We start from the raw sequence: 18651 nt of genomic DNA on the forward strand, positions 1-18651 counted from the left end.
AAAGACCCGGCGGGCGCAGACGCCCGCCAGGCCGGATCCGGACCTCAATCCATTCGGGCCGGCTTGTCGCGGTAATGGTTGGGGTTGAATACCCACATGCCATCGTGTTCCTGCACGTTGCGGACTTTCAGCTTGAACATCAGGCGCAGGCCCAACAGGCGGAAGATCATTTCGTCACGCTTGGCCATCTGCCGCATGATGAAGACCGCCACCGGAATGGTGAGCAGGAACCAGAAGTTCGTGTACATGCTGAGCAGCAGCAACCCACCTGCCACCATGAAAAATGGCAGGTAGGGGACACCCAGGAACATCGCTGGGCGCGTGCAGCCGCGGAACACGACGTTCTTATGCACTGTAGTACTGGATCACGTGGTTGATCAGGTAGGAGGTGCTGGTGCCACCACCGCACTTGCCGTCGCTACCCTCGCCCAGCAGCATGCGCGCAATCTGGCCGGCGGCACCGATCAGCACGCCACCGATCAGGATCGGCGCGACGTCACCGATGCGCTTGTGCGCGAAGGCGATCTGGTAGCCGGCGAAGATCACCGCAATGGTCACGACGGCGATCGAGGCCATGTTCAGCAGGCCGTTGATGTTGGAGAAGAAACCGCAGACCTTCTTGTCGGTGCCGCCGAAGTCGGTGCCGGTTGCGAACACCTGCGGGGCGAACAGTGCGCCAACGAAGATCGTGGCCATCAGCAGGGTCTTCAGCGTGCGCTGGGCCTGGACGAGGTCGAGATTGGATCGCTTCATGGATTGATTTCCTTGTTGATGGACTAACACAACTGAATCGGCCAGCCGGGGGACTGGCCGCACCACGACTTCGTCAGAACACGAAGGCCGCATCCCCTGCGGGAATCTGCTGCACCGGCGCAGCCTGCACCGGTGCGTTGAATGAATTGTCGCCACCGGCGACAGGCTGGTTGCGCTCGCTCCAGGGCCGCAGCATCACTGGCCCCTCATTGCCGGCGCCGGCAGCGCCTGGCAACTGCTGCGGCATGGCCATCGCCTGTGCAGCACCCTGCTGAGGCAGCTGCTGCGGCATGCCGCCGGCCTGCTGCTGCGGATAAGCGCCCGCCTGGGCCGGCTGCGCCTGCGGCTGCATCATCCGATCCACCGAACCCAGTACCACCTTGGACAGTGCCTGGTCGGCGATGTTCAGGAGGCTGCCCCGCGCCATCGCCCCGGTGGACGGGTACACGACATAGGCGCGTGCGGGATCTTCCGACGGCACGTACACGGGGCCATTGGATTGAGCAACGATGCGCGCCTGCGCCGGCGAAGGCAGCTGCGGGTGATGCTCGACCTTCACCGCGCGGCGCTCCCCCCGACTGACCACGTCGATCGGTGCGACACCATTACTGGCGACCTGCTGCCCGCGGCGGATCGAGTCGTAGATCTTCTGCACGTAGCCATGACGGAAGCCGGTCTCGAAGTTGCCCGAGTAGTAGCAGCTGAACGACTTGCCCCAGTCACCACCGGAGCGCTTGTAGCACTCGGCGAGGATGCGCGAACCGGCCTGCAGGTTCGGGCACTGCTGGAAGGCCTTCTCGTAGGAATCCAGGCCGTACTTGCCCAGGTTGTAGCGATTGACCTGGGCCAGCCCGATCGAGAAGTTGTAGCCCTTCTCTTCCAGCATGCGCACCGTCGCCAGTGCTTCATCCAAGGCCTTGGGCTGGCGCACCAGTGCACCGCCAACCACGCCGATCGCGTAGGGATTGCGCGACGATTCGACGTTGATGACGTGCTGCATCACATCCATCGACACGGCCATCTCCGGGCACGCCATCATTTCCAGTCCTGGCAGCATCCTTCAGCCCCCCTGCCCCTGGGCACGCCCAGGATTGAAGTCGATGCCGGTGATGTAGCGCGAGCCGGCATGCGCCTTGATATGCACGACGATGTCGATGGTCATCATCAACAGTCGCTTGATCACGTTGAATTCCAGGCCCGAACCTTCGGTCGAGGCCTTCACCATCAGCGCCAACTGGTCCCAGGTCTGCTCCGGGCTGCCCGCATGGCAGCTGGTGATCGAACCCGGATGACCGGACGCGCAGTTGCGGATGAAGTAGAACGCCTCGTCACCGCGCAGCTCGGCCAGGATGATGCGTTCGGGCTTCATGCGCAGGCAGGCTTCCATGCAGCTCTTGGCGCTGACATTGCTGGTGCTTTGTCCACCCTTGGAATACAGCAGGTGCACGACGTTGGGCTGGGTCAGGAACAGTTCGCGCGCGTCCTCGATCGTGACCAGGCGCTCGCTGTCCGGGATATGGTTGACCAGCGCCTTCATGAAGGTGGTCTTGCCGCTACCGGTCGCACCGGATACCACGATGTTCTTGCGGTACATCACCGCACGCCGGAAGAACTCGGCGTACTCGCGCGAATGGCGCAGCTCCAGCAGCTCGCGATCCTGCTCGCTGATGCTGCCATCACTCTCCAGGATCTGGTTGAAGAAGCCATCTTCGTGATACTGGCTGAGCGACTTGGTGTGCTTGGACGGCAGACGGATGGTGATCGACACCTTCCCTGCATCACATGCCGGCGGAATCACGAACTGCGCACGCTGGCCGGTGGGGAACGTGAGCGACACGACCGGATCGGCATCGGTGATGCGCTGGCCGGTGTTGCTCTCGTTCACCACCGCCGTGCAGAACTGCCGGGCCCGCTCGAAGGTCAGGCTCGGCACGTCCACCCGCTGCCACCCGGCCCGCGTTTCCAGGTACAGCTCACCGGGACGGTTGATGCAGATTTCCGTCACTTCCGGGGAGGTCATGTACTCGGCGATGCCCAGCACTTCGTACTGATAGCGCAGGAAATCGCTGGAGACGAGGGCGAGGGGTGACACTTCAGCGTCCATGATCGTTCGTTGGGTTACCGGCGGGGGTGCAGCACGTTGGTGAAGTCGACGTCCTTGGCGACGTAGACGTTCACGATCGTGCCCTGGTTGATGGTGACGGTCGGCGGGCGACGGTTGCTGCTGAGTGCCTCGTTGGCCAGGCGCTCCATCGTGCGTGCGGTAGCACTCTCATAGGGCGACTGCACCGTCATGCCGTTATTGGCGATGGTGGTGGTCTCCGGACCGTGTTCGGCGGCTGCGTACTTGAAGGCATCGGAAATCAGGCTGATCATCAGCGCCGAGGCGATACGGCTGCCCCAGTGCGCGCTGTACTGGCCCGGATGACCGGCGCCACCCAGCTGATCCACGCCCGGGCTGGACATCGCAACGTCGATGCCATTCGGAGTGGTGATGCGATCCCAGATCACTTCCACGCGCTTGCCCATCGGACCGCCGCCGTAGGCGCCATAGATCTTGGAGCCCTTCGGCAGCAGCAGGTTGCGACCGTTGATCGAGTACACCGGCTCGGTCAGCAGGCACGAGGTATAGCCGGCGAGATCGGTGATGATTCGGGTTTCCAACACGCAACGCAGGTAGGTGCCACGCACCAGCAGCGCGTCGGGGCTCTGGATGTAGGTGGCGCTGGAAACATCCTCGACGTCCGGGCCGCGGCGAACCTTTGCCGGCGCCGCCTGATTGTTGGGCAGCTGGGCCAGCATGGCACGGGTGTACTCATCCATGCCGCGGCCGCCATTGCTCCCGTTGCCATCCTGTCCATCACCACCACCCACCCCGCTCCCGGAGCCGATGCGGCGGTCCAGCAAAGTCGGGCCACGGTCAATCTCGCGCGCCGAATCGGACTGGGGAACGAACAGCGGGGTGGAATCCAGCGGCGGCGGCGGTAGCGGCGGCGTCATCGGAATCGGATCAACCGGTTGCATGGCCTGGGAGGGCACCGGACTCGTCTGCACGGCGTCCGGCAGAGTCGGCGTAGACACGCGCGCAACGTCCGGCACCTTCTGCACAGCGTCCTTGTCATCCTGGCCCTTGCGGAACAGCAGGAAACCCATGGCCACCAGCAGCACCACGATGCCGCCCAGGAACAGCAGCGCCTTGCGGTCCAGCCGCTGCTCTTCGGCCGAGCGCAGCTGCGGCGCGGCCGCATCCAGATCCGGCGCAGGCTCGGCCTGGGTCGTGCCGAAGTACGGGTTCGACTGCGCGTCCGAAGCACCCTGTGCGCCATACGGGCTCTGGCTCTCGTCGCGTCCGTTGTTCGGGTCGTTTCCGGGAGTGTTCTGCTGGCTCATTTCTTCACGTTCCTTCGCAGGCCGACGACGAAGTCGCCGTGGCGGATGACCAGGTACGGGTGTGTCCCGTGCACGATCAGCGTATTGCCTTCAACCGTGGTGTTGACCACGAAGTCTTCACCGTATTCTGTTTCACGACCAAACACCGCCGGGAAGATGCCGGTCTTGTACTCCGGCGAATTCGGCAGTTTCAGGTAGGTGAAACGACCATCGTCATAGGCGTTGACCGGGATCAGCCACCCCATCTTCTTCGCCTTGCTGGTCGAATAGGAGTAGTTGAAGTTGTACTGGCGGTCCTTGGCCAGTTCCGAGCTCAACAACGGCTTGGCCTCTTCCTCGACCGCTTCCTGGGCGACGCCGAACACGGTGTCGTTCGGATAGACGAAGGCGATCTTGTACTGCACACCGGCACGACGGGCCTGTTCCAGCTGGCGCCAGTCGGTGGCCACCACCTTCAGCTCGAAGATGTAGGAATGGGTCTCGGTGCGCACCATCATGTTGGTGTCGACGTCGACGTTCTTCGGCTTGAGGTAGAACACGTTCTCGCGACGGGTCAGTTCCCAGCCGCTGCTGAAGCCGGTGCTGTAGTCGAGGATCTTCTCGTTCGGGCTCAACTCGATCTGGGTGGTCAGGCCCAGGCCGGTGCGAACCGGATAGATACGGTCCTTCTCGTACTCGTAGTGGTCAACCGCCTGCGCCATCGCCGCTGCTGAGAACAGCAACGACAACATCGACAGCAGCGCCAGCGCGCTTCCCCTGATATTTCGACTACTCATCGGTTGCTTGCTCCATCAGCAGTTCCGGTGGAATTGTTCTGCGCCGGCCTCATGGCCGGCTGTCCGGGCATGGCCTGCCCCGGCATTGCTTGCCCCTGCACCGGCTGACCCGGCATGGGTTGACCCTGTACCGGCTGGCCCGGCATTGCCTGGCCCGGCACCTGGCCGTTGACCGGAGCCGCGACCGGCTGGCCGGTGGCCGGATCGATCATGGTGGCCGCGGCCGGATTGTTGGGATCGTAGACACCCTGTGCCTGCTGCGCCGCCTGTGCGGCCTGCTGCGCCTGCGCCTGCATGGCGCCGTCATCCGGCACCGGCACGCCACGCGAGTAGTCGTTGTCGACGCGGTACTCGGTGACCTGGAACGCCAGTGGGTTCAGGATGCGATCCTGTTCGGACAGCGCCAGGTTCTGGTTGTAGCTGAAGCGCATCGTCACCAGCTGGTTGTCCAGGTAGGTAGAGACGCCGGTGCGCTTGTCCAGCAGGCTGCGCTGTATGCGCACCGAAGCGCCGCGGAAGCTGCCGTTCGGCTCGGCCCCCAGTGGCGTGATGCTGAGGATCTTGACCCGGATGGCGCGCTCGCGACCGTACATCACGAACGGGTTCTGCGGATTGTTGCCGGCGTAGCGGACACGCATGGACTGCGCCACCGGATCGGTGGACATCACGAACACCAGTTCCCAGTCACGCAGGCCCATCACCGCCGAGTCATACGATTCGCGCGCGAGCACGTACTGGGCGACGTTGCTGCGATTGATCGCTTCGTTGGTGGTGATCGTCTCGCCCTGGAACGTGCCACTCAACCGCGCGACGGTCGCCGTACCCGTGTAGGCATCGGCCATGACCAGGAACGGCACCTTTTCCTTCAGCGGCAGCATGTAGTAGTAGCCGCCCGCCAGTGCGAGCGACATCAGCAACGAGCCTGTGGCGACCCACCACGCACGCCGCTCGCTGCGGCGCGCCATGTCGGCCACGGTGATCTCGTAGCTGACCGCCTTGGCGACCGACTGCTCGACCTTGGGACTATTGCCGGGATCCTTCTTGCGGAACATGGATTCTTCCGTACTGCTGAAACATCAATGGGCGTGGCACCCCTGCGACAGGCGCGGGGAGCGGCACGTTCGATGATTTCGAGGTGGACTCAGGTGCCGCTGTTGGAATCAGCGCCCTGTGCCGACGCGGTCGGCGTCGAGCCAGCGCTCTGCACAACGATCTGGTTGCCAACGATGGAGACGGAGATGCCCTGCGCTGCATAGGCCGCCGTCAGATCGATCACGGCCTGCTGAGCGTTGGTGGTGTCGATGCTGGAGACCGCGCCGTACAGGGTGAAGTCCGAGCTCAGGCGGTAATCCAGCGTGCGTCCGGAATCCTTGGCCCAGCGCTCGAGCATGGCTTTGAGCGTGCCATCCATCGGCGAGGCCTGGTAAACGTAGCTGGAGTACAGCGGGATCTCGGTGGGTGCCGCAGCAAAGCGGTTGACCGGCTTCCAGCGGCCTCCGAAATCGGGAGCGGACTTGGTGGCGCAACCGGCCACCATCAACGCCGCCACTGCGGCGATGGACATTTTCGCGATAAACGCCTGATTCATACGGGCTTCACTTTGACGTACGAAAAAGCAGTCCCGAGCATTGGCCCCCTGGTCGTCCGGCGCTGCGTCGCGCACGCCGGAATCGGAGCGACGCACTGACTGGCAGCACACCTGCTCCGGCTCCCCTGCAGCCAACGGCCGCCAACCAAGTCGCGGGGCCGCCAGACACTGCCGACGACACACCCGCATACCTCACCAACGTCGAAACCATCCTTGTTTCATGGCACAAACTCCTGGCCACCCTGCTCTACAACATCTGCCATCCATCACACATTTCTGAACGACATGCACAGGGTCGCACAACCACGCGTCAATTCCATGTCAGACAAGTCTGAAAATCCATGAACAAATGCCAAATTCTTGACCGAAATCACGAATTCACATTCTTAACTACGAATTGTGATCACAAATTCAGCGACGTGAATTAGACGTTCAGCATCGGAACGTCCACCTTCGGCAGCAGCCTCGAGGTGAAGTAGCGATCCTTGTAGTACCGGATCTTGTCGCACTTCACCGGGTGAGGTATCCCCTCGTACAGGAACACCTCCATGTCCGGCCCCATCGCCTTCAGCTCCTGCGGCAGCATCAGCGCGCGCCGTTCCTCGGTGAAGTTGTGGGTCTTCTCGCGGGCATGGGTGACGTTCTTCCTGCGCACCGTGGTGTAGCCCAGCATGTCCGAATAGTCGTTGGCATCCTGCTGTTCGCGCGGCGCGTACAGGATCTGCAGCGCGTGGTTGGTGATGATCGTGCGAGAGACTTCCCGGCCGTAGGTGGCGTCGAGCTGGGACATGCTCTGGATGATCGGCAGCAGGCGGATGTTGTAGCCGGCCATGTAGGAGACCGCCGAGGCGATGATCTCCACTTTGCCGATCGAGGTGAATTCGTCCATCAGCAGCAGGCACTGGTACTTCAGGTCCGGGTTGGACTTGGGCAGTTCCTTGGTGTTGAGGTTGATCAGCTGGCTGAAGAACAGGTTGATGATCAGCCGGCTCTCGGCCAGCTTGTTCGGCTGGATGCCGATGTAGATGGTCATCTTCTTCTTGCGGACGTCGGTCAGCAGGAAGTCGTTGCTGCTGGTGGCCTTGTCCAGCACCGGGTTGATCCAGGGATTGAGCGGCTCCTTGAAGGTGCCCAGGATCGAGGCGAAGGTCTCATCGGCCTGCGACAGCATGTTGGCGAACGCCGAACGGGCATTGGCGCTGAGGAACGGTCGCTCCGACAGGGTCTTGAGGTACTTCTTCAGGTCGGTGCCGTCGCCGGAGGACAGACGGTACACCGCACCGAGCGTGGGCGTGCCGGCGCCGCCCGGGAAACCGCTGCTGCGCTCGTCGTCCCAGTTCTCGAACAGGTACAGGGTAAAGGCCATGAACGCGTTGCGTGCCTGGCTGACCCAGAACTTCTGGTCCTCGGCCCCGTCTGGGTACAGCATCGCGGCGATGCTCATCAGGTCCGACACCCGGAAGGCCGGATCGTCGGAGACGTAGCTGAGCGGGTTCCAGCGGTGCGTGCGCCGGTCCTCGGCGAAGGGGTTGAACAGGTAGATCTCCTGGCCCTGGCTGGCGCGCCAGCCGCTGGTCAGGTCGAAGTTCTCCTGCTTGATGTCCAGCACCACCAGCGATTCGCCGTACTCCAGCAGGTTCGGGATGACCACGCCCACGCCCTTGCCCGAGCGGGTGGGCGCGGCCAGGATCACGAACTGCTGGCCATCCAGGCGCACCAGCTTGCCGCCATGGCTGCCGACCACGATGCTCTGGCCGGTCTTCTTGAACATGCCGTGCTTGGCCAGGTCGGCGCCGGTGGCGAAGCGCGCGTCGCCGTGCAGCGAGCGCTTGTCCTTCTTCAGCAGCAGCACCAGGCCGGCCACCAGCAGCACCAGCAGGGGCAGGCCGAAGCCTACGTAGCCCGCCCATTTGATCTTGCCCACGAAGGGCGCGACCTGCGGTTGGCCGATGGCGTGGACGTACTGGTAGTAGGTGTTCCAGGTGAACAGCTGGGTGTCCAGCCCCAGGAACAGCAAGGTCAAGTAGCCGGAGAACACGAAACCAAGCAACAGGGTCGCCAGCGTGATGATGGCGATGAGCAGATACTTCTTACTGGGCAACACCCGAATCCTCCATGATGCGCACGCGGCGCGACGGCCTAGCGGTGGCGCCAGCGCGACGCCTTCTTCCGCAGGTGGTTCTCGTTTTCCAGCCCGGGCTCCTCGCCCTCTTCACGCACCAGTTGCAGCAAGCGTTGGCGCGCTTCGGCCAGTGATATCAGGTCGGTCAGACGATCCCCATCGTCGGCGACGACCGCATGGCCGACCACATCGCCGGGAGCGTACACCGGCTCGTGGGACACCGCTACCAGCTGGTAGCGGCCACGGGTTTCCAGCACATGCCTGAATTCCTGCATCGCACTCCTCCTTGTCGGGGCAACACTGCGCCCCCTGCCCCGCCATCATGCCGGTGGCAGCGTCATGGGCGCATCCACAACCGCTGCGTCTTCTGCGCGAAACTGTGCGCGGATATCCAAGGAGACCGCAATGGACTGGGTAGCACTTGCCCGTACGCTGGCCACCGAGGCCCACGCGGGGCAGATCGACAAGGCCGGCCAGCCTTACATCGGCCATGTGGCGCGGGTGGCGGCTGCGGTGCGCGGCGACGATGACGCCGAAGTGGTGGCCTGGCTGCATGACGTGGCCGAGGACTGCCCGGCGTTTGCCGCGCGGATCGAGGTATTTCCCGCACCGCTGCGCGAGGCGGTGCAACTGCTCAACCGCGATGCAGCACCCGACGCGGACAGCTACTACGCGCGCATTGCCGCCCACCCGCTGGCACTGAAAGTGAAGCGCGCCGATCTGGATGACAACGCCGATCCGCAGCGGCTGGCGATGCTCGATGCGGCGACGGCCGCGCGCCTGCACGGAAAGTACGCTCATGCCCGGGCGGCGCTGGGCATCTGAGCCGGGCGCGACGAGGCTCGGCAGGCCGGCGTGTCACCGATCAAACGCTGATTTACCCTGAGTGCTGCTGCTCCTGCTGCAGTGCAGCAGTACAATGGGCGGCTACCGCCCCCATCGCGCCCCCGCATGAGCCCCAACTCTTCCCTGGCTGCGCGGCTGACGCCCCGCCAGCGCACCCTGATCATCCTCGCCCTTTCACTGGGTGGCTTCGCCATCGGCACCAGCGAGTTCGCCAGCATGGGCCTGATGCTGGAGATCAGCCGCGGCCTGTCGATTTCCGAAACCCAGGTCGGGCATCTGATCAGCGCCTATGCCATCGGCGTGGTGGTCGGCGCCCCGATCCTCGCCTTCGTCGGCGCCAGCTTCCCTCGCCGCAAGCTGCTGCTGGCACTGATGGGCTTCTACGCGGTCGGCAACCTGGCCAGCGCGCTGGCACCGAACTACGGCACGATGCTGGTGGCGCGCTTCGTTGCCGGCCTGCCGCATGGCGCCTACTTCGGCGTGGCGATGCTGGTGGCCGCGGCGATCAGTCCCGCAGGCCAGCGCGGCCAGGCGATGTCACGCGTGCTGCTGGGCCTGTCGATCGCGATCCTGGTCGGCAACCCGCTGACGACCTGGCTGGGTCAGCAGCTGAGCTGGCGCACCGCCTTTGCCCTGGTCAGCGTGCTGGCCATCGCCACCGTGGCGATGATCGCGCGCTTCCTGCTGCCGGACCCGGATGAAGTACGCACCTCGCCGATGCGCGAGCTGCGCGCCTTCAACACGTCCCAGGTGTGGCTGGCGCTGGCGATCGGCGCGGTCGGCTTCGCCGGCATGTTCTGCGTGTTCACCTACCTGGCACCGACCCTGGTGCAGGTCACCGGCGTGGCCGAATCGTGGATGCCACTGGCGGTGGGCGTGTTCGGCATCGGCGCGATCATCGGCAACATCGCCGGTGGCTGGCTGGTGGACAAGTTCCACTTCAAGGCCGCCGCCGTGGTGCTGCTGTGGTCGATCGTGATGCTGCTGCTGTATCCGCTGGCCGCACAGTCGGTGTGGACCATCGGCCCGATGATCATCACTGTCGGCACCATGGGCGCACTGGCGGCGGTGCTGCAGACCCGCCTGATGGACGTGGCCGGTGAGGCGCAGACGCTGGCGGCGGCCTCCAACCACGCCGCTTTCAATACTGCCAACGCACTCGGCCCGTGGCTGGGCGGCATGGCAATCAGCGCCGGCTTCAGCCCGGCCAGTACCGGCTATGTCGGCGCGGCTACCGCGATCGGCGGCCTGCTGCTGTGGTGCGTGGCGGTGATGTTGGACAAGAAGCGCAGCACCGCCGTCGCCGGCAGCCACTGAACATTGCGCCGGATCGTCAGTTGCTGCCTCTGCGGCGACGGCGATCCGGTCGCAGCAACGCTGTATCGCCGGCCACCAGGGTCGGCCGCGCCAGCTCACCGCGCTTCACACGGTCCAGCACCCGCCGCGAATTGGCTGCACAGTCGATGCCGTCCGGCCGCGCCTGGATGTCCTTGATCAGGGCCAGCAGGTGCGCCCTGCTCTCTGCCAACCGCAGCTGCAACGCTTCGATGTCAGCCACCTTCTGCTGCAGCATCGCGATCAACGCCTCATGCTGCCACTGGCCCATGTCCGGTGGCAGCAGGGCGCGGATCTCTTCCAGGCTGAAGCCTGCACGCTGCGCGCCCGTGATCAACTCCAGCAACAGCACCGCCTGTTCCGGATAGTCGCGGTAGCCATTGGCCTGGCGCTGCGCCACCAGCAGCCCCGCGTCTTCATAGAAGCGAATGCGCGACGCCGCGAGGCCCGTGAGGCGGGCCAGCTCACCGATCTTCATCTGCCTGAATCCTCGCCATGGGAGCCTGTTGACCTTCAATAAAACTTGAAGGTTAGCGTAGCGCCATTCCCCTGTCCTGGAGCTGTCCGATGTCGCTGTTCTCGCCCCTGGCACTACCCTCCGGTGCCATCATCCGCAACCGCATTGCCAAGGCCGCGATGGAGGAAAACATGGCCGACGCCGACCACGCGCCGTCCGCTGCACTGCTGCAGCTCTACCAGCGTTGGGCCGATGGCGGCGCAGGACTGATCATCACCGGCAACGTGATGGTCGATGGCCGCGCCATGACCGGCCCCGGCGGCGTGGTGCTGGAAGACGACCGCCACCTTGACCGCTTCATCGCCTGGGCCGAAACGGCACGCTCACGGGGCGCGCAGATGTGGATGCAGATCAACCATCCCGGGCGGCAGATGCCGGCCGCACTCGGCCAACCGGCACTCGCGCCGTCAGCCGTCGCCCTGGAGATGGGCGCGCTGTCCAGGCAGTTCGCACCGCCGCGGGCGATGACCGAGGCGGACATCGAAGAGGTGATCGCCCGCTTCATCCGCAGCGCCGAGCTGGCCGAGCGCGCCGGGTTCAGTGGCGTGCAGATCCATGCCGCGCACGGTTACCTGCTCAGCCAGTTCCTGTCGCCGCTGTCCAACCGCCGCGACGACCGTTGGGGCGGCAGCCTGCACAACCGTGCGCGCCTGCTGCTGGAGATCGTGCAGGGGGTGCGCGCCACCGTGTCGCCCACGTTCGCGGTGGCCGTGAAGCTCAATTCCGCCGATTTCCAGCGCGGTGGCTTCTCGCCCGAGGATGCGCGCGCAGTGGTGGAAATGCTGGCGCCGCTCGGCGTGGACCTGGTCGAACTGTCCGGTGGCAGCTACGAAGCACCGGCCATGACCGGTGCCGCGCGCGACCAGCGCAGCCTGGCCCGCGAGGCCTACTTCCTCGAGTTCGCGCGGGAGATCGCCACGGTGGCAACCATGCCGCTGATGGTCACCGGTGGCATCCGCCGTCGCGCCGTGGCCGATCAGGTACTTGACAGCGGTGTGGCCATGGTCGGCATCGCCACCGCGCTGGCGATCGAGCCGGATCTGCCCCACCGCTGGCAGCAGGGCCGCGACCCGGTGCCGACACTGCGCACCATCGACTGGCGCAACAAACCGTTGGCCGCCAGCGCACACATGGCCGCAGTGAAGTACCAGTTGGCGCGGCTGAGCAGGCTCCGGCCCACGGCGCCGGGTGTTTCGCCCGTCTGGGCACTGCTGCTGGCACAGGCGGCCGCAAAGTGCCGGACCCGCCGCTACCGGCGCTGGATCGGTGCACGCGCAGGAGGATACTGAGCGGGCAGGCTTCTCATCACCGAATCGATGCTTCACCATCTGCACGATCGGCGGCAGCCCGTCGCCGGTCGCAACACGCAGAAGGAACCCTCGTGGCAGCAGGACCAATCAGGAACCACGAAAAGCTGCTCGATGACCTGCTCTCACTGGGCCGCAACTGGGCGCTGGCCATTGCCATCGCAGGTGCCGGAGCTGCGGTCCATTACAGCGAGTCGGTCTACGAAGCAGGCATCTGGCGCGACCTGCTGCCCACGCTCTGCTTCCTGGTCGCCATCGTCTGGATCGTGCTCAGCATCATCCGCTTCGACCTGACCATCCAGCAGCACTTCGAGCGGAAATTGTCACGCTGGCTCAGCCGTCTGCTGTATGTCGTGCTGCTTGGCACCGGCATCACTGCCGTGTTCTTCGTCACCGAACTGGCGGAGAACAATCACATCGCGCGGATGTGCGACTCGGTGGCCAATGAACCCGGCAGCCGCATCCACAGGTCGGCCGAGTGCCAGCGCCTGTACCAGCATCGCGCGGCGTACCGGCAGCGTCTGGAATCGGCCGAGGGTGAGTTCGACTGAACGGGCTTCATCGCGGTCTTCGCGCGCGATGAACACATTTCGTGGATGTGCATTTGGGCACAGTGCAGCCGACGCCGCGCTCTCGGCCCGTACCGGACCCGCAATGCACCCCCATCGCGCACCTGCCCGCCATGATGCAATCGCCTTGCAGGCCGGCATGCTGGGCAGCGTGTTGGGCGTGGCGCTGTTCAAGGCCATCGCACTGTCTGCGTTGGCGACGGGTTCGATGATGGGTATCGGGCTATGGGTGATGGCCTGCGCGCTGCTGGCAGCGTGGGCGCTCGCAGCCTATCTGGCCTGCCTGGCACTGAGCCGGCGCGTGTTCGTGCTGATGCTGGTGCTGTGCACGGTACTGGTGATCTGCATCGCCTGACGCCGGCAGGGGCCGGACTATCGCGCATCTGTTATAGGATAACAAGTGCGGTTGGTCCGATTGTGCATGCCCGGTGTCACGGATTTGAATTCCATGGCCATCCCGGCATCACCCGAGGCCCCCCGTGAACCTGCAGCCCCCGCTCCGCGTGACCCTCATTGCCATCGCCCTTGCATCGCTCAGCGCCTGCGCCACCTATGACGACAGCAACATGCATCAAGCCTGCCAGGAGTCGCCGCACCTGAAGGACCTGCCGCCCGAGGTCGCTGCCCGCGAGAGCCGCTGCAACAAGGGCATGGAAGTGTGGTCGAGCGAGCGCAAGGGCAGTGACAAGCCGCTGGACCTGAGCGGAAAGAAGAACAATCCCTGACGAAGGTGCGCACCCGGTTGCCGCGCCTGTCTTGATCGCGCCCATGCATCCGGCTGACTGCTCCATCACAGCCGGCGCGCGACGATGAGGTCTCCCCACCCTGTCGAGACTCAGATGCCGGACACTGCCCACCCTGTCATTCGCGCGTTCGAGGCCGTGTTCGATCTATCAGGCAGCGTGCAGCGCATCACTGCGCTCACGGTCACCTGCCGGCATTGCTCGTCGACCAGCTCTGCCAGCGAAGACAACCTGGTGCAACTTCCGGGCGGGGCGTTGTTCCGTTGTGACGGGTGCGGCTGCCATCAACCGGTCAGCCACGCCCGCCTGTCGGACTGGCAACCGGCGTCGTTGCTGGGTATGTGAGGGCCGCCACGTGGAAATGACTGCGGAACAGCGGAAAATACTCCAGGCAATCGCCGCTGCAGAGCCGGTGCGCGGCGATGCCGCAACGTGGGCGGTGACCGCCGGATGGGCGGTACAGGCGGAAGACGGGGATATCGATCTGACCGAGGCTGGCCGGGATGTGCTCACCGCGCAGGCAGGTCGTAAGGGCTAGACCCGCCGATCAGGCCAGCTTCGCCTCCCTTCGCGCTGCGCCGCGATAGCGGCAACCTGCTGAACAAAGGGTGCATCCCTGCCACGTCAACGGCGAAGTGGCGAGGCCCTTCATGCCGACGGTGTGCAGGGCGTCATGACATGCGCTCGGCTATGCTGCGCCACCTCCCTGCGCCAATGGCGGCCATGCATCCTTTTCCCCTGCCAGTCTCCGCACCTGATCAGCTCGCCTACCGACTGCTGCAGGACAGTGACTGGGCCCGCTCGGCCACTGCCGCAAGCGCACCTGCCGAACTTCGCACCTTGCTGGCGATGATCCTGGATTCGCCGGAACCCCTGTGGCTTGCCTGGGGCAAGGAAGACAAGGCGTTCTTCTTCAATGATGCCTATCTGCCGATGCTGGGGGAAAAGCTGCACGGCGCGATGGGCAACCGTCTGGAGGATGTCTGGGCGGACGTATGGCCGGACGTGGTGCATGCCGTCGACGACGCCTTTGCCGGCACCAGCCGCAGCTTCAAGAACCTGCCATTGATGATGGATCGCGACGGCACGCTGCGCGAAACATTCTGGACGTTTTCCTATTCACCGCTGCGCGTCGGCTGCGGCAGTGTCGCCGGTATCCTGTGCGTGGTCAGCGAGCAGACCGAACGGGTGATCGAGCGCGACCTGCACAGCCGCCAGGTCGCGGCGATCACCGAGCAGGCGCGGGAGGCCCATCTGGAACTGGTGCGCGCCCGCGAGCAGCTGCGCCAGTCGCAGAAGCTTGAGGCGATCGGCCAGCTCACCGGCGGTGTGGCCCACGACTTCAACAACCTGCTGCAGGTCATCACCGGTTCGGTGGACATGCTCCTGCACACGTGGCCGTCAGACGACACCCGGCGCCGCTACATCCAGGCCATTGCCACAGCCTCGGACCGCGCCACCAAGCTGACCGCGCAACTGCTTGCGTTCTCGCGTCGCCAGAGCCTGTCGCCGGAGGTCTTCGATCTCTGCGAGAGCGTGCACGCGCTTTCGGACATCATCACCACGGTACTGGGTGCACGCATCCAGGTGTCGTTGACGTTGCCCGGCACGCCATTGCCGGTGCTGCTGGACCGGACCCAGCTGGACACTGCATTGATCAACATCGCGGTCAACGCGCGCGATGCGATCGAGGGACACGGCAGGGTGACCATCGAGGTGGAGCAGGTAACCGCGGTGCCTTCGGTGCGCTTCGCCGCGCCGATGAAGGGCGACTTCGCCGCGATCAGCGTGACCGACACCGGAGCAGGCATCGACCCCGCCGTCGTCGACCGCATCTTCGAGCCCTTCTTCACCACCAAGAGCGTCGGCGCCGGAACCGGCCTCGGCCTCAGCCAGGTGTTCGGCTTCGTCAAGCAGTCGGAAGGCGAGGTGGACGTGCAGAGCCAGGCGGGCGCCGGTACCCGCTTCACCCTGTACCTGCCGCTGGCGCAGGCGAGAGAAATGACGGAACGGCCGGCGACGCTACCGGGGCTGCAGCATGGTCACGGTGTCTGCGTGCTGGTTGTGGAAGACAACGTCGATGTGGCCGAATTTGCCGTCGGCGCCCTGCGCGAGCTCGATTACAACGTGGTACTTGCGCACAATGCGGACGAGGCCCTGGCGGAGCTCGAACGGGATGCCTCCCGCTTCGATGTAGTGTTCAGCGACGTAGTGATGCCTGGCATGAACGGCCTGGATCTGGCCCGTACCATCCGCAGCCGCCTGCCTGGGCTTCCAGTGATCCTTACCAGCGGCTACAGCGAACTGCTGGCCCGGGACCCTGGCCATGGCTTCACCCTGCTGCGCAAGCCTTACTCATTGAAGCAGCTGGCCTCGGTGATGACCGAAGCCGGGCGCTGCGCGCAGGCCGTGGTGGCGTCGCCCTAGCGGGCGGTCACCGCAGCGAACCGAACCAGCGTTCCAGCGAAGGCTCCAGCCCCGACGTGTCACCGCCAGCATCGCAGGCCCAGGCGACGATACCGTCGGGGCGGACCAGCACGGCGCCCAGTCCCAGCGTGTCGCGCGCCGTGGACATCACGCAGGTGACCGACCGCTGCCAGCGCTCAATGATCGGACCGAGCAAATCGCCGGTATCGAGCCCCAGCAGCACGCCCTGCCCTGCACGCAGCAGCTCTCCCATCCGACGGTCATCAGCCAGTTGGACGTCCGGTGCGCTTCGGCCAACCCGCGGATGGCTGCCGTCGAGCACCGGTGGCGGTGCTACACCCCACAGCCGCTCGGCGAGATAGGTGGCACCGTCGCGGGTCGCGGCCAGGTCGGCGATGACCGCCGCCAGCGCGCGCGACCCGCGGCCTGGCCGCATCAACGCCACCTGCGCACGTGACCAGTCGAGCACCTGGGCGCCGATCGGATGGCGCTCAGCCTGATAGCTGTCCAACAGCGACTCTGCCACATCACCTCGCACCACCGCGGCCAGCTTCCACCCCAGGTTCATCGCATCGCCGATGCCGAGGTTCAGCCCCTGCCCGCCCAACGGCGAATGCATGTGCGCGGCATCACCGGCCAACAGCACGCGGCCGCTGCGATAGGCCGTGGCCTGGCGCGCGGCATCGGTCCATGTGGTGGCCAGATGCAACGCCGTGATCGTTGCCTCTCGCCCGGAGACACGCCGCAGCAGCGCCTGGGCGGTGTGCCGGTCCAGCGGCGTGCGATGGCCGGCGCCACCGTCGAAATCGGCCAGCGCCAGCATGCCCGGCGGATTGAAATTGCACATGCCGTGTTCGGTGAACTGACGCCCCGGGACGAGCACCGACGGGTCTGCCAGTTCGACCTGCAGCGTGTGCCCGGTGAACTCCGGCGCCGTCCCTGCGAACACGAACCCCGACTGCTTGCGTACCGTGCTGCGGGCGCCATCGCAACCGACCAGCCAGCGGCCCCGCATCAGCCCGCGACCGGTCTGGACCACCATCTGTGCTTCGCGTGCGTGCACCGCCTGCACCGTGCAGCCACGCTCGATCTGTACACCCAGTGACACCGCACGCTCGGCCAGCACCGCCTCCAGCGACTGCAGCTCGACCGCCATCTGGGTGGGCACCGGCGTCGGCAGGCGATGGCGCCAGCGCGCACTGTCCACGTTGTCCAGCGCAAAAGGAATGCCGGCGAAGTGGCCGCCCAGCGGCCGCGGTTGCGCCAGCCAATGGGCGGTGCCGGGCGGCGGTGCGCCGTTGTCCGGCTTCAGCACCTGACTGGCGGCAACCGCATCCAGCAGGCCACGTCGATCCAGGGCCTCCAGGGTGGGCGCGTTCAAGCCGCGCAAGCCAAAGGGCAGGCGTTTCAAGGGTGTCTCGGGCGACACTGCCTGCTCCAGCAACAGGACCGAACAGCCGGCCTGGGCCAGCTCGCAGGACAGGAACAGGCCGACCGGGCCGGCCCCGGCGATGACGACGTCGTACAACATGGGATTTCCCTGTGAGCGCCGGGCCGGCGCTCTGGCGACGCCAATGTTACACTCGGTGTACGTTTCCACAAGTGAACCGCCCATGATCCCGCCCCGGGGCCGCCGCGAGCAGCGCAAGACCGAAACCCGACAGACCATTTCGGACGTCGCCACCGAACTGATCATCCGCCGCGGCTTCGAAGCCGTGTCCATGTCCGAGATTGCCAATGCGGCGGGGGTCTCGCGCAAGACGGTCTTCAATTATTTCGCCAGCAAGGAAGACCTGGTGTTCGACCGCGATGAGGAGGCCCGGACCCTGCTTCGCGAAGGCATGGCGGCGCGCCGTGGCATGGCCCCGCTGGCCGCCTTCCAATCGCTGGTGCGGGAGCTGCTGGACAGCGGCCATCCGCTGTTACGGATCAACTCCGGTGCAGCGGCCTTCTGGGCAACCGTGGCCGACAGTCCGGTGCTGGTGGCGCACGCGCGACGGCTGCAGGCACAGCTGGCCGACGACCTGGCCCAGCTGATGGCCGACGCGGCCGGTCGGCCCGCGCAGGACGCGGAGGCACGCCTGGGCGCAGCCATGCTGCTGGCGTCGATGGTGGCCGCCTATGAGAGTGGACTGGCCAGCCAGCAGAGGGGCGAGGATCCGCGCCAAGCGATGCTGCAGCTGATCGTGCGCGGTGGCACCGGCGTGCTGGTGGCCTTGGCCGGCACCCCATATACCGACCCGGGCCTGCGTCCATAGCGCAATCGGGGGATAGGTCA

The 18651-nt window shown here is 65.3% G+C and carries 22 protein-coding genes; 10 read left to right on the forward strand and 12 right to left on the reverse strand.

All coding sequences use genetic code 11. From position 1 onward, the window contains the following. Nucleotides 1-44: 44 nt before the first annotated feature. From AC5P8F_RS17550 to AC5P8F_RS17595, 10 genes are all read right to left on the reverse strand, one after another. Complete coding sequence (locus AC5P8F_RS17550) at nucleotides 45-353, reverse strand: VirB3 family type IV secretion system protein (RefSeq protein ID WP_019660289.1); 309 nt, start codon at nucleotides 351-353, stop codon at nucleotides 45-47. Continuing rightward, nucleotides 346-753, reverse strand: a complete 408-nt coding sequence (locus AC5P8F_RS17555; RefSeq protein WP_046431329.1) for a TrbC/VirB2 family protein — start codon at nucleotides 751-753, stop codon at nucleotides 346-348. The genes AC5P8F_RS17550 and AC5P8F_RS17555 overlap by 8 nt, the downstream gene beginning before the upstream one ends. 73 nt (nucleotides 754-826) lie before the next feature. Next, nucleotides 827-1810 (reverse strand): lytic transglycosylase domain-containing protein, encoded by a 984-nt coding sequence (locus tag AC5P8F_RS17560; protein ID WP_111205490.1) that lies wholly within the window; start codon nucleotides 1808-1810, stop codon nucleotides 827-829. A gap of 3 nt (nucleotides 1811-1813) precedes the next feature. After that, nucleotides 1814-2857 (reverse strand): P-type DNA transfer ATPase VirB11, encoded by a 1044-nt coding sequence (gene virB11 / locus AC5P8F_RS17565; protein ID WP_069118280.1) that lies wholly within the window; start codon nucleotides 2855-2857, stop codon nucleotides 1814-1816. Nucleotides 2858-2871: 14 nt separating this feature from the next. Next, nucleotides 2872-4143, reverse strand: coding sequence for a TrbI/VirB10 family protein (locus AC5P8F_RS17570; protein ID WP_495228653.1), 1272 nt, complete (start codon nucleotides 4141-4143; stop codon nucleotides 2872-2874). Then, the gene (locus AC5P8F_RS17575) at nucleotides 4140-4919 is read right to left on the reverse strand and encodes a TrbG/VirB9 family P-type conjugative transfer protein (RefSeq protein ID WP_014037652.1); all 780 of its coding nucleotides are present in this window, start codon (nucleotides 4917-4919) and stop codon (nucleotides 4140-4142) included. The genes AC5P8F_RS17570 and AC5P8F_RS17575 overlap by 4 nt, the downstream gene beginning before the upstream one ends. Next, complete coding sequence (locus AC5P8F_RS17580) at nucleotides 4916-5971, reverse strand: VirB8 family type IV secretion system protein (protein WP_049408147.1); 1056 nt, start codon at nucleotides 5969-5971, stop codon at nucleotides 4916-4918. The genes AC5P8F_RS17575 and AC5P8F_RS17580 overlap by 4 nt, the downstream gene beginning before the upstream one ends. A gap of 89 nt (nucleotides 5972-6060) precedes the next feature. Then, a complete protein-coding gene (locus tag AC5P8F_RS17585; RefSeq protein WP_032957008.1) occupies nucleotides 6061-6507 on the reverse strand; it encodes a hypothetical protein in 447 nt (148 codons plus the stop codon). A gap of 424 nt (nucleotides 6508-6931) precedes the next feature. Further along, on the reverse strand, nucleotides 6932-8611 hold the full coding sequence (locus tag AC5P8F_RS17590; RefSeq protein ID WP_014647580.1) for a type IV secretory system conjugative DNA transfer family protein: 1680 nt from the start codon (nucleotides 8609-8611) through the stop codon (nucleotides 6932-6934). A gap of 35 nt (nucleotides 8612-8646) precedes the next feature. After that, entirely contained in the window at nucleotides 8647-8904 is a 258-nt protein-coding gene (locus AC5P8F_RS17595; RefSeq protein WP_014647581.1) for a hypothetical protein, read from the reverse strand. 130 nt (nucleotides 8905-9034) lie between these two features. Between AC5P8F_RS17595 and AC5P8F_RS17600 the strand changes: the two genes are divergently transcribed. Both AC5P8F_RS17600 and AC5P8F_RS17605 read left to right on the forward strand, forming a co-directional pair. Then, nucleotides 9035-9454, forward strand: a complete 420-nt coding sequence (locus AC5P8F_RS17600; RefSeq protein ID WP_032957003.1) for an HD domain-containing protein — start codon at nucleotides 9035-9037, stop codon at nucleotides 9452-9454. 126 nt (nucleotides 9455-9580) lie between these two features. Further along, nucleotides 9581-10792 carry an MFS transporter gene (locus AC5P8F_RS17605; RefSeq protein WP_069118282.1) on the forward strand — a complete coding sequence of 404 codons (1212 nt, stop codon included), beginning with the start codon at nucleotides 9581-9583 and terminating at the stop codon, nucleotides 10790-10792. A 16-nt stretch (nucleotides 10793-10808) separates the two neighbouring features. Here AC5P8F_RS17605 and AC5P8F_RS17610 read toward each other — a convergent pair whose 3' ends face one another. Next, the gene (locus AC5P8F_RS17610; protein WP_197605944.1) at nucleotides 10809-11288 is read right to left on the reverse strand and encodes a MerR family transcriptional regulator; all 480 of its coding nucleotides are present in this window, start codon (nucleotides 11286-11288) and stop codon (nucleotides 10809-10811) included. Nucleotides 11289-11377: 89 nt separating this feature from the next. Here AC5P8F_RS17610 and AC5P8F_RS17615 point away from each other — a divergent pair, with 89 nt between their 5' ends. From AC5P8F_RS17615 to AC5P8F_RS17645, 7 genes are all read left to right on the forward strand, one after another. Continuing rightward, on the forward strand, nucleotides 11378-12616 hold the full coding sequence (locus AC5P8F_RS17615) for an NADH:flavin oxidoreductase/NADH oxidase family protein (RefSeq protein WP_241887429.1): 1239 nt from the start codon (nucleotides 11378-11380) through the stop codon (nucleotides 12614-12616). Nucleotides 12617-12708: 92 nt separating this feature from the next. Further along, nucleotides 12709-13185: a hypothetical protein gene (locus AC5P8F_RS17620; protein ID WP_495228656.1), complete on the forward strand. Its 477-nt coding sequence runs from the start codon at nucleotides 12709-12711 to the stop codon at nucleotides 13183-13185. Nucleotides 13186-13288: 103 nt separating this feature from the next. Then, the gene (locus AC5P8F_RS17625) at nucleotides 13289-13558 is read left to right on the forward strand and encodes a hypothetical protein (protein WP_032957425.1); all 270 of its coding nucleotides are present in this window, start codon (nucleotides 13289-13291) and stop codon (nucleotides 13556-13558) included. A 124-nt stretch (nucleotides 13559-13682) separates the two neighbouring features. Continuing rightward, nucleotides 13683-13928, forward strand: a complete 246-nt coding sequence (locus AC5P8F_RS17630) for a hypothetical protein (protein ID WP_032957423.1) — start codon at nucleotides 13683-13685, stop codon at nucleotides 13926-13928. A gap of 114 nt (nucleotides 13929-14042) precedes the next feature. Beyond that, nucleotides 14043-14291 (forward strand): hypothetical protein, encoded by a 249-nt coding sequence (locus AC5P8F_RS17635; protein WP_241887427.1) that lies wholly within the window; start codon nucleotides 14043-14045, stop codon nucleotides 14289-14291. A 16-nt stretch (nucleotides 14292-14307) separates the two neighbouring features. Continuing rightward, nucleotides 14308-14484, forward strand: coding sequence for a hypothetical protein (locus AC5P8F_RS17640; RefSeq protein WP_172980598.1), 177 nt, complete (start codon nucleotides 14308-14310; stop codon nucleotides 14482-14484). A 185-nt stretch (nucleotides 14485-14669) separates the two neighbouring features. Then, a complete protein-coding gene (locus AC5P8F_RS17645) occupies nucleotides 14670-16373 on the forward strand; it encodes an ATP-binding protein (protein ID WP_041864224.1) in 1704 nt (567 codons plus the stop codon). Between the two features lie 7 nt (nucleotides 16374-16380). On the opposite strand, the gene AC5P8F_RS17650 is transcribed toward AC5P8F_RS17645, so the two are convergent. Continuing rightward, complete coding sequence (locus AC5P8F_RS17650; RefSeq protein ID WP_346601162.1) at nucleotides 16381-17904, reverse strand: FAD-dependent monooxygenase; 1524 nt, start codon at nucleotides 17902-17904, stop codon at nucleotides 16381-16383. Between the two features lie 82 nt (nucleotides 17905-17986). Between AC5P8F_RS17650 and AC5P8F_RS17655 the strand changes: the two genes are divergently transcribed. Next, nucleotides 17987-18631 carry a TetR/AcrR family transcriptional regulator gene (locus AC5P8F_RS17655; RefSeq protein ID WP_046431363.1) on the forward strand — a complete coding sequence of 215 codons (645 nt, stop codon included), beginning with the start codon at nucleotides 17987-17989 and terminating at the stop codon, nucleotides 18629-18631. Nucleotides 18632-18651: the final 20 nt, after the last annotated feature.

The organism is Stenotrophomonas sp. YJH_SMC_69, assembly GCF_059370495.1.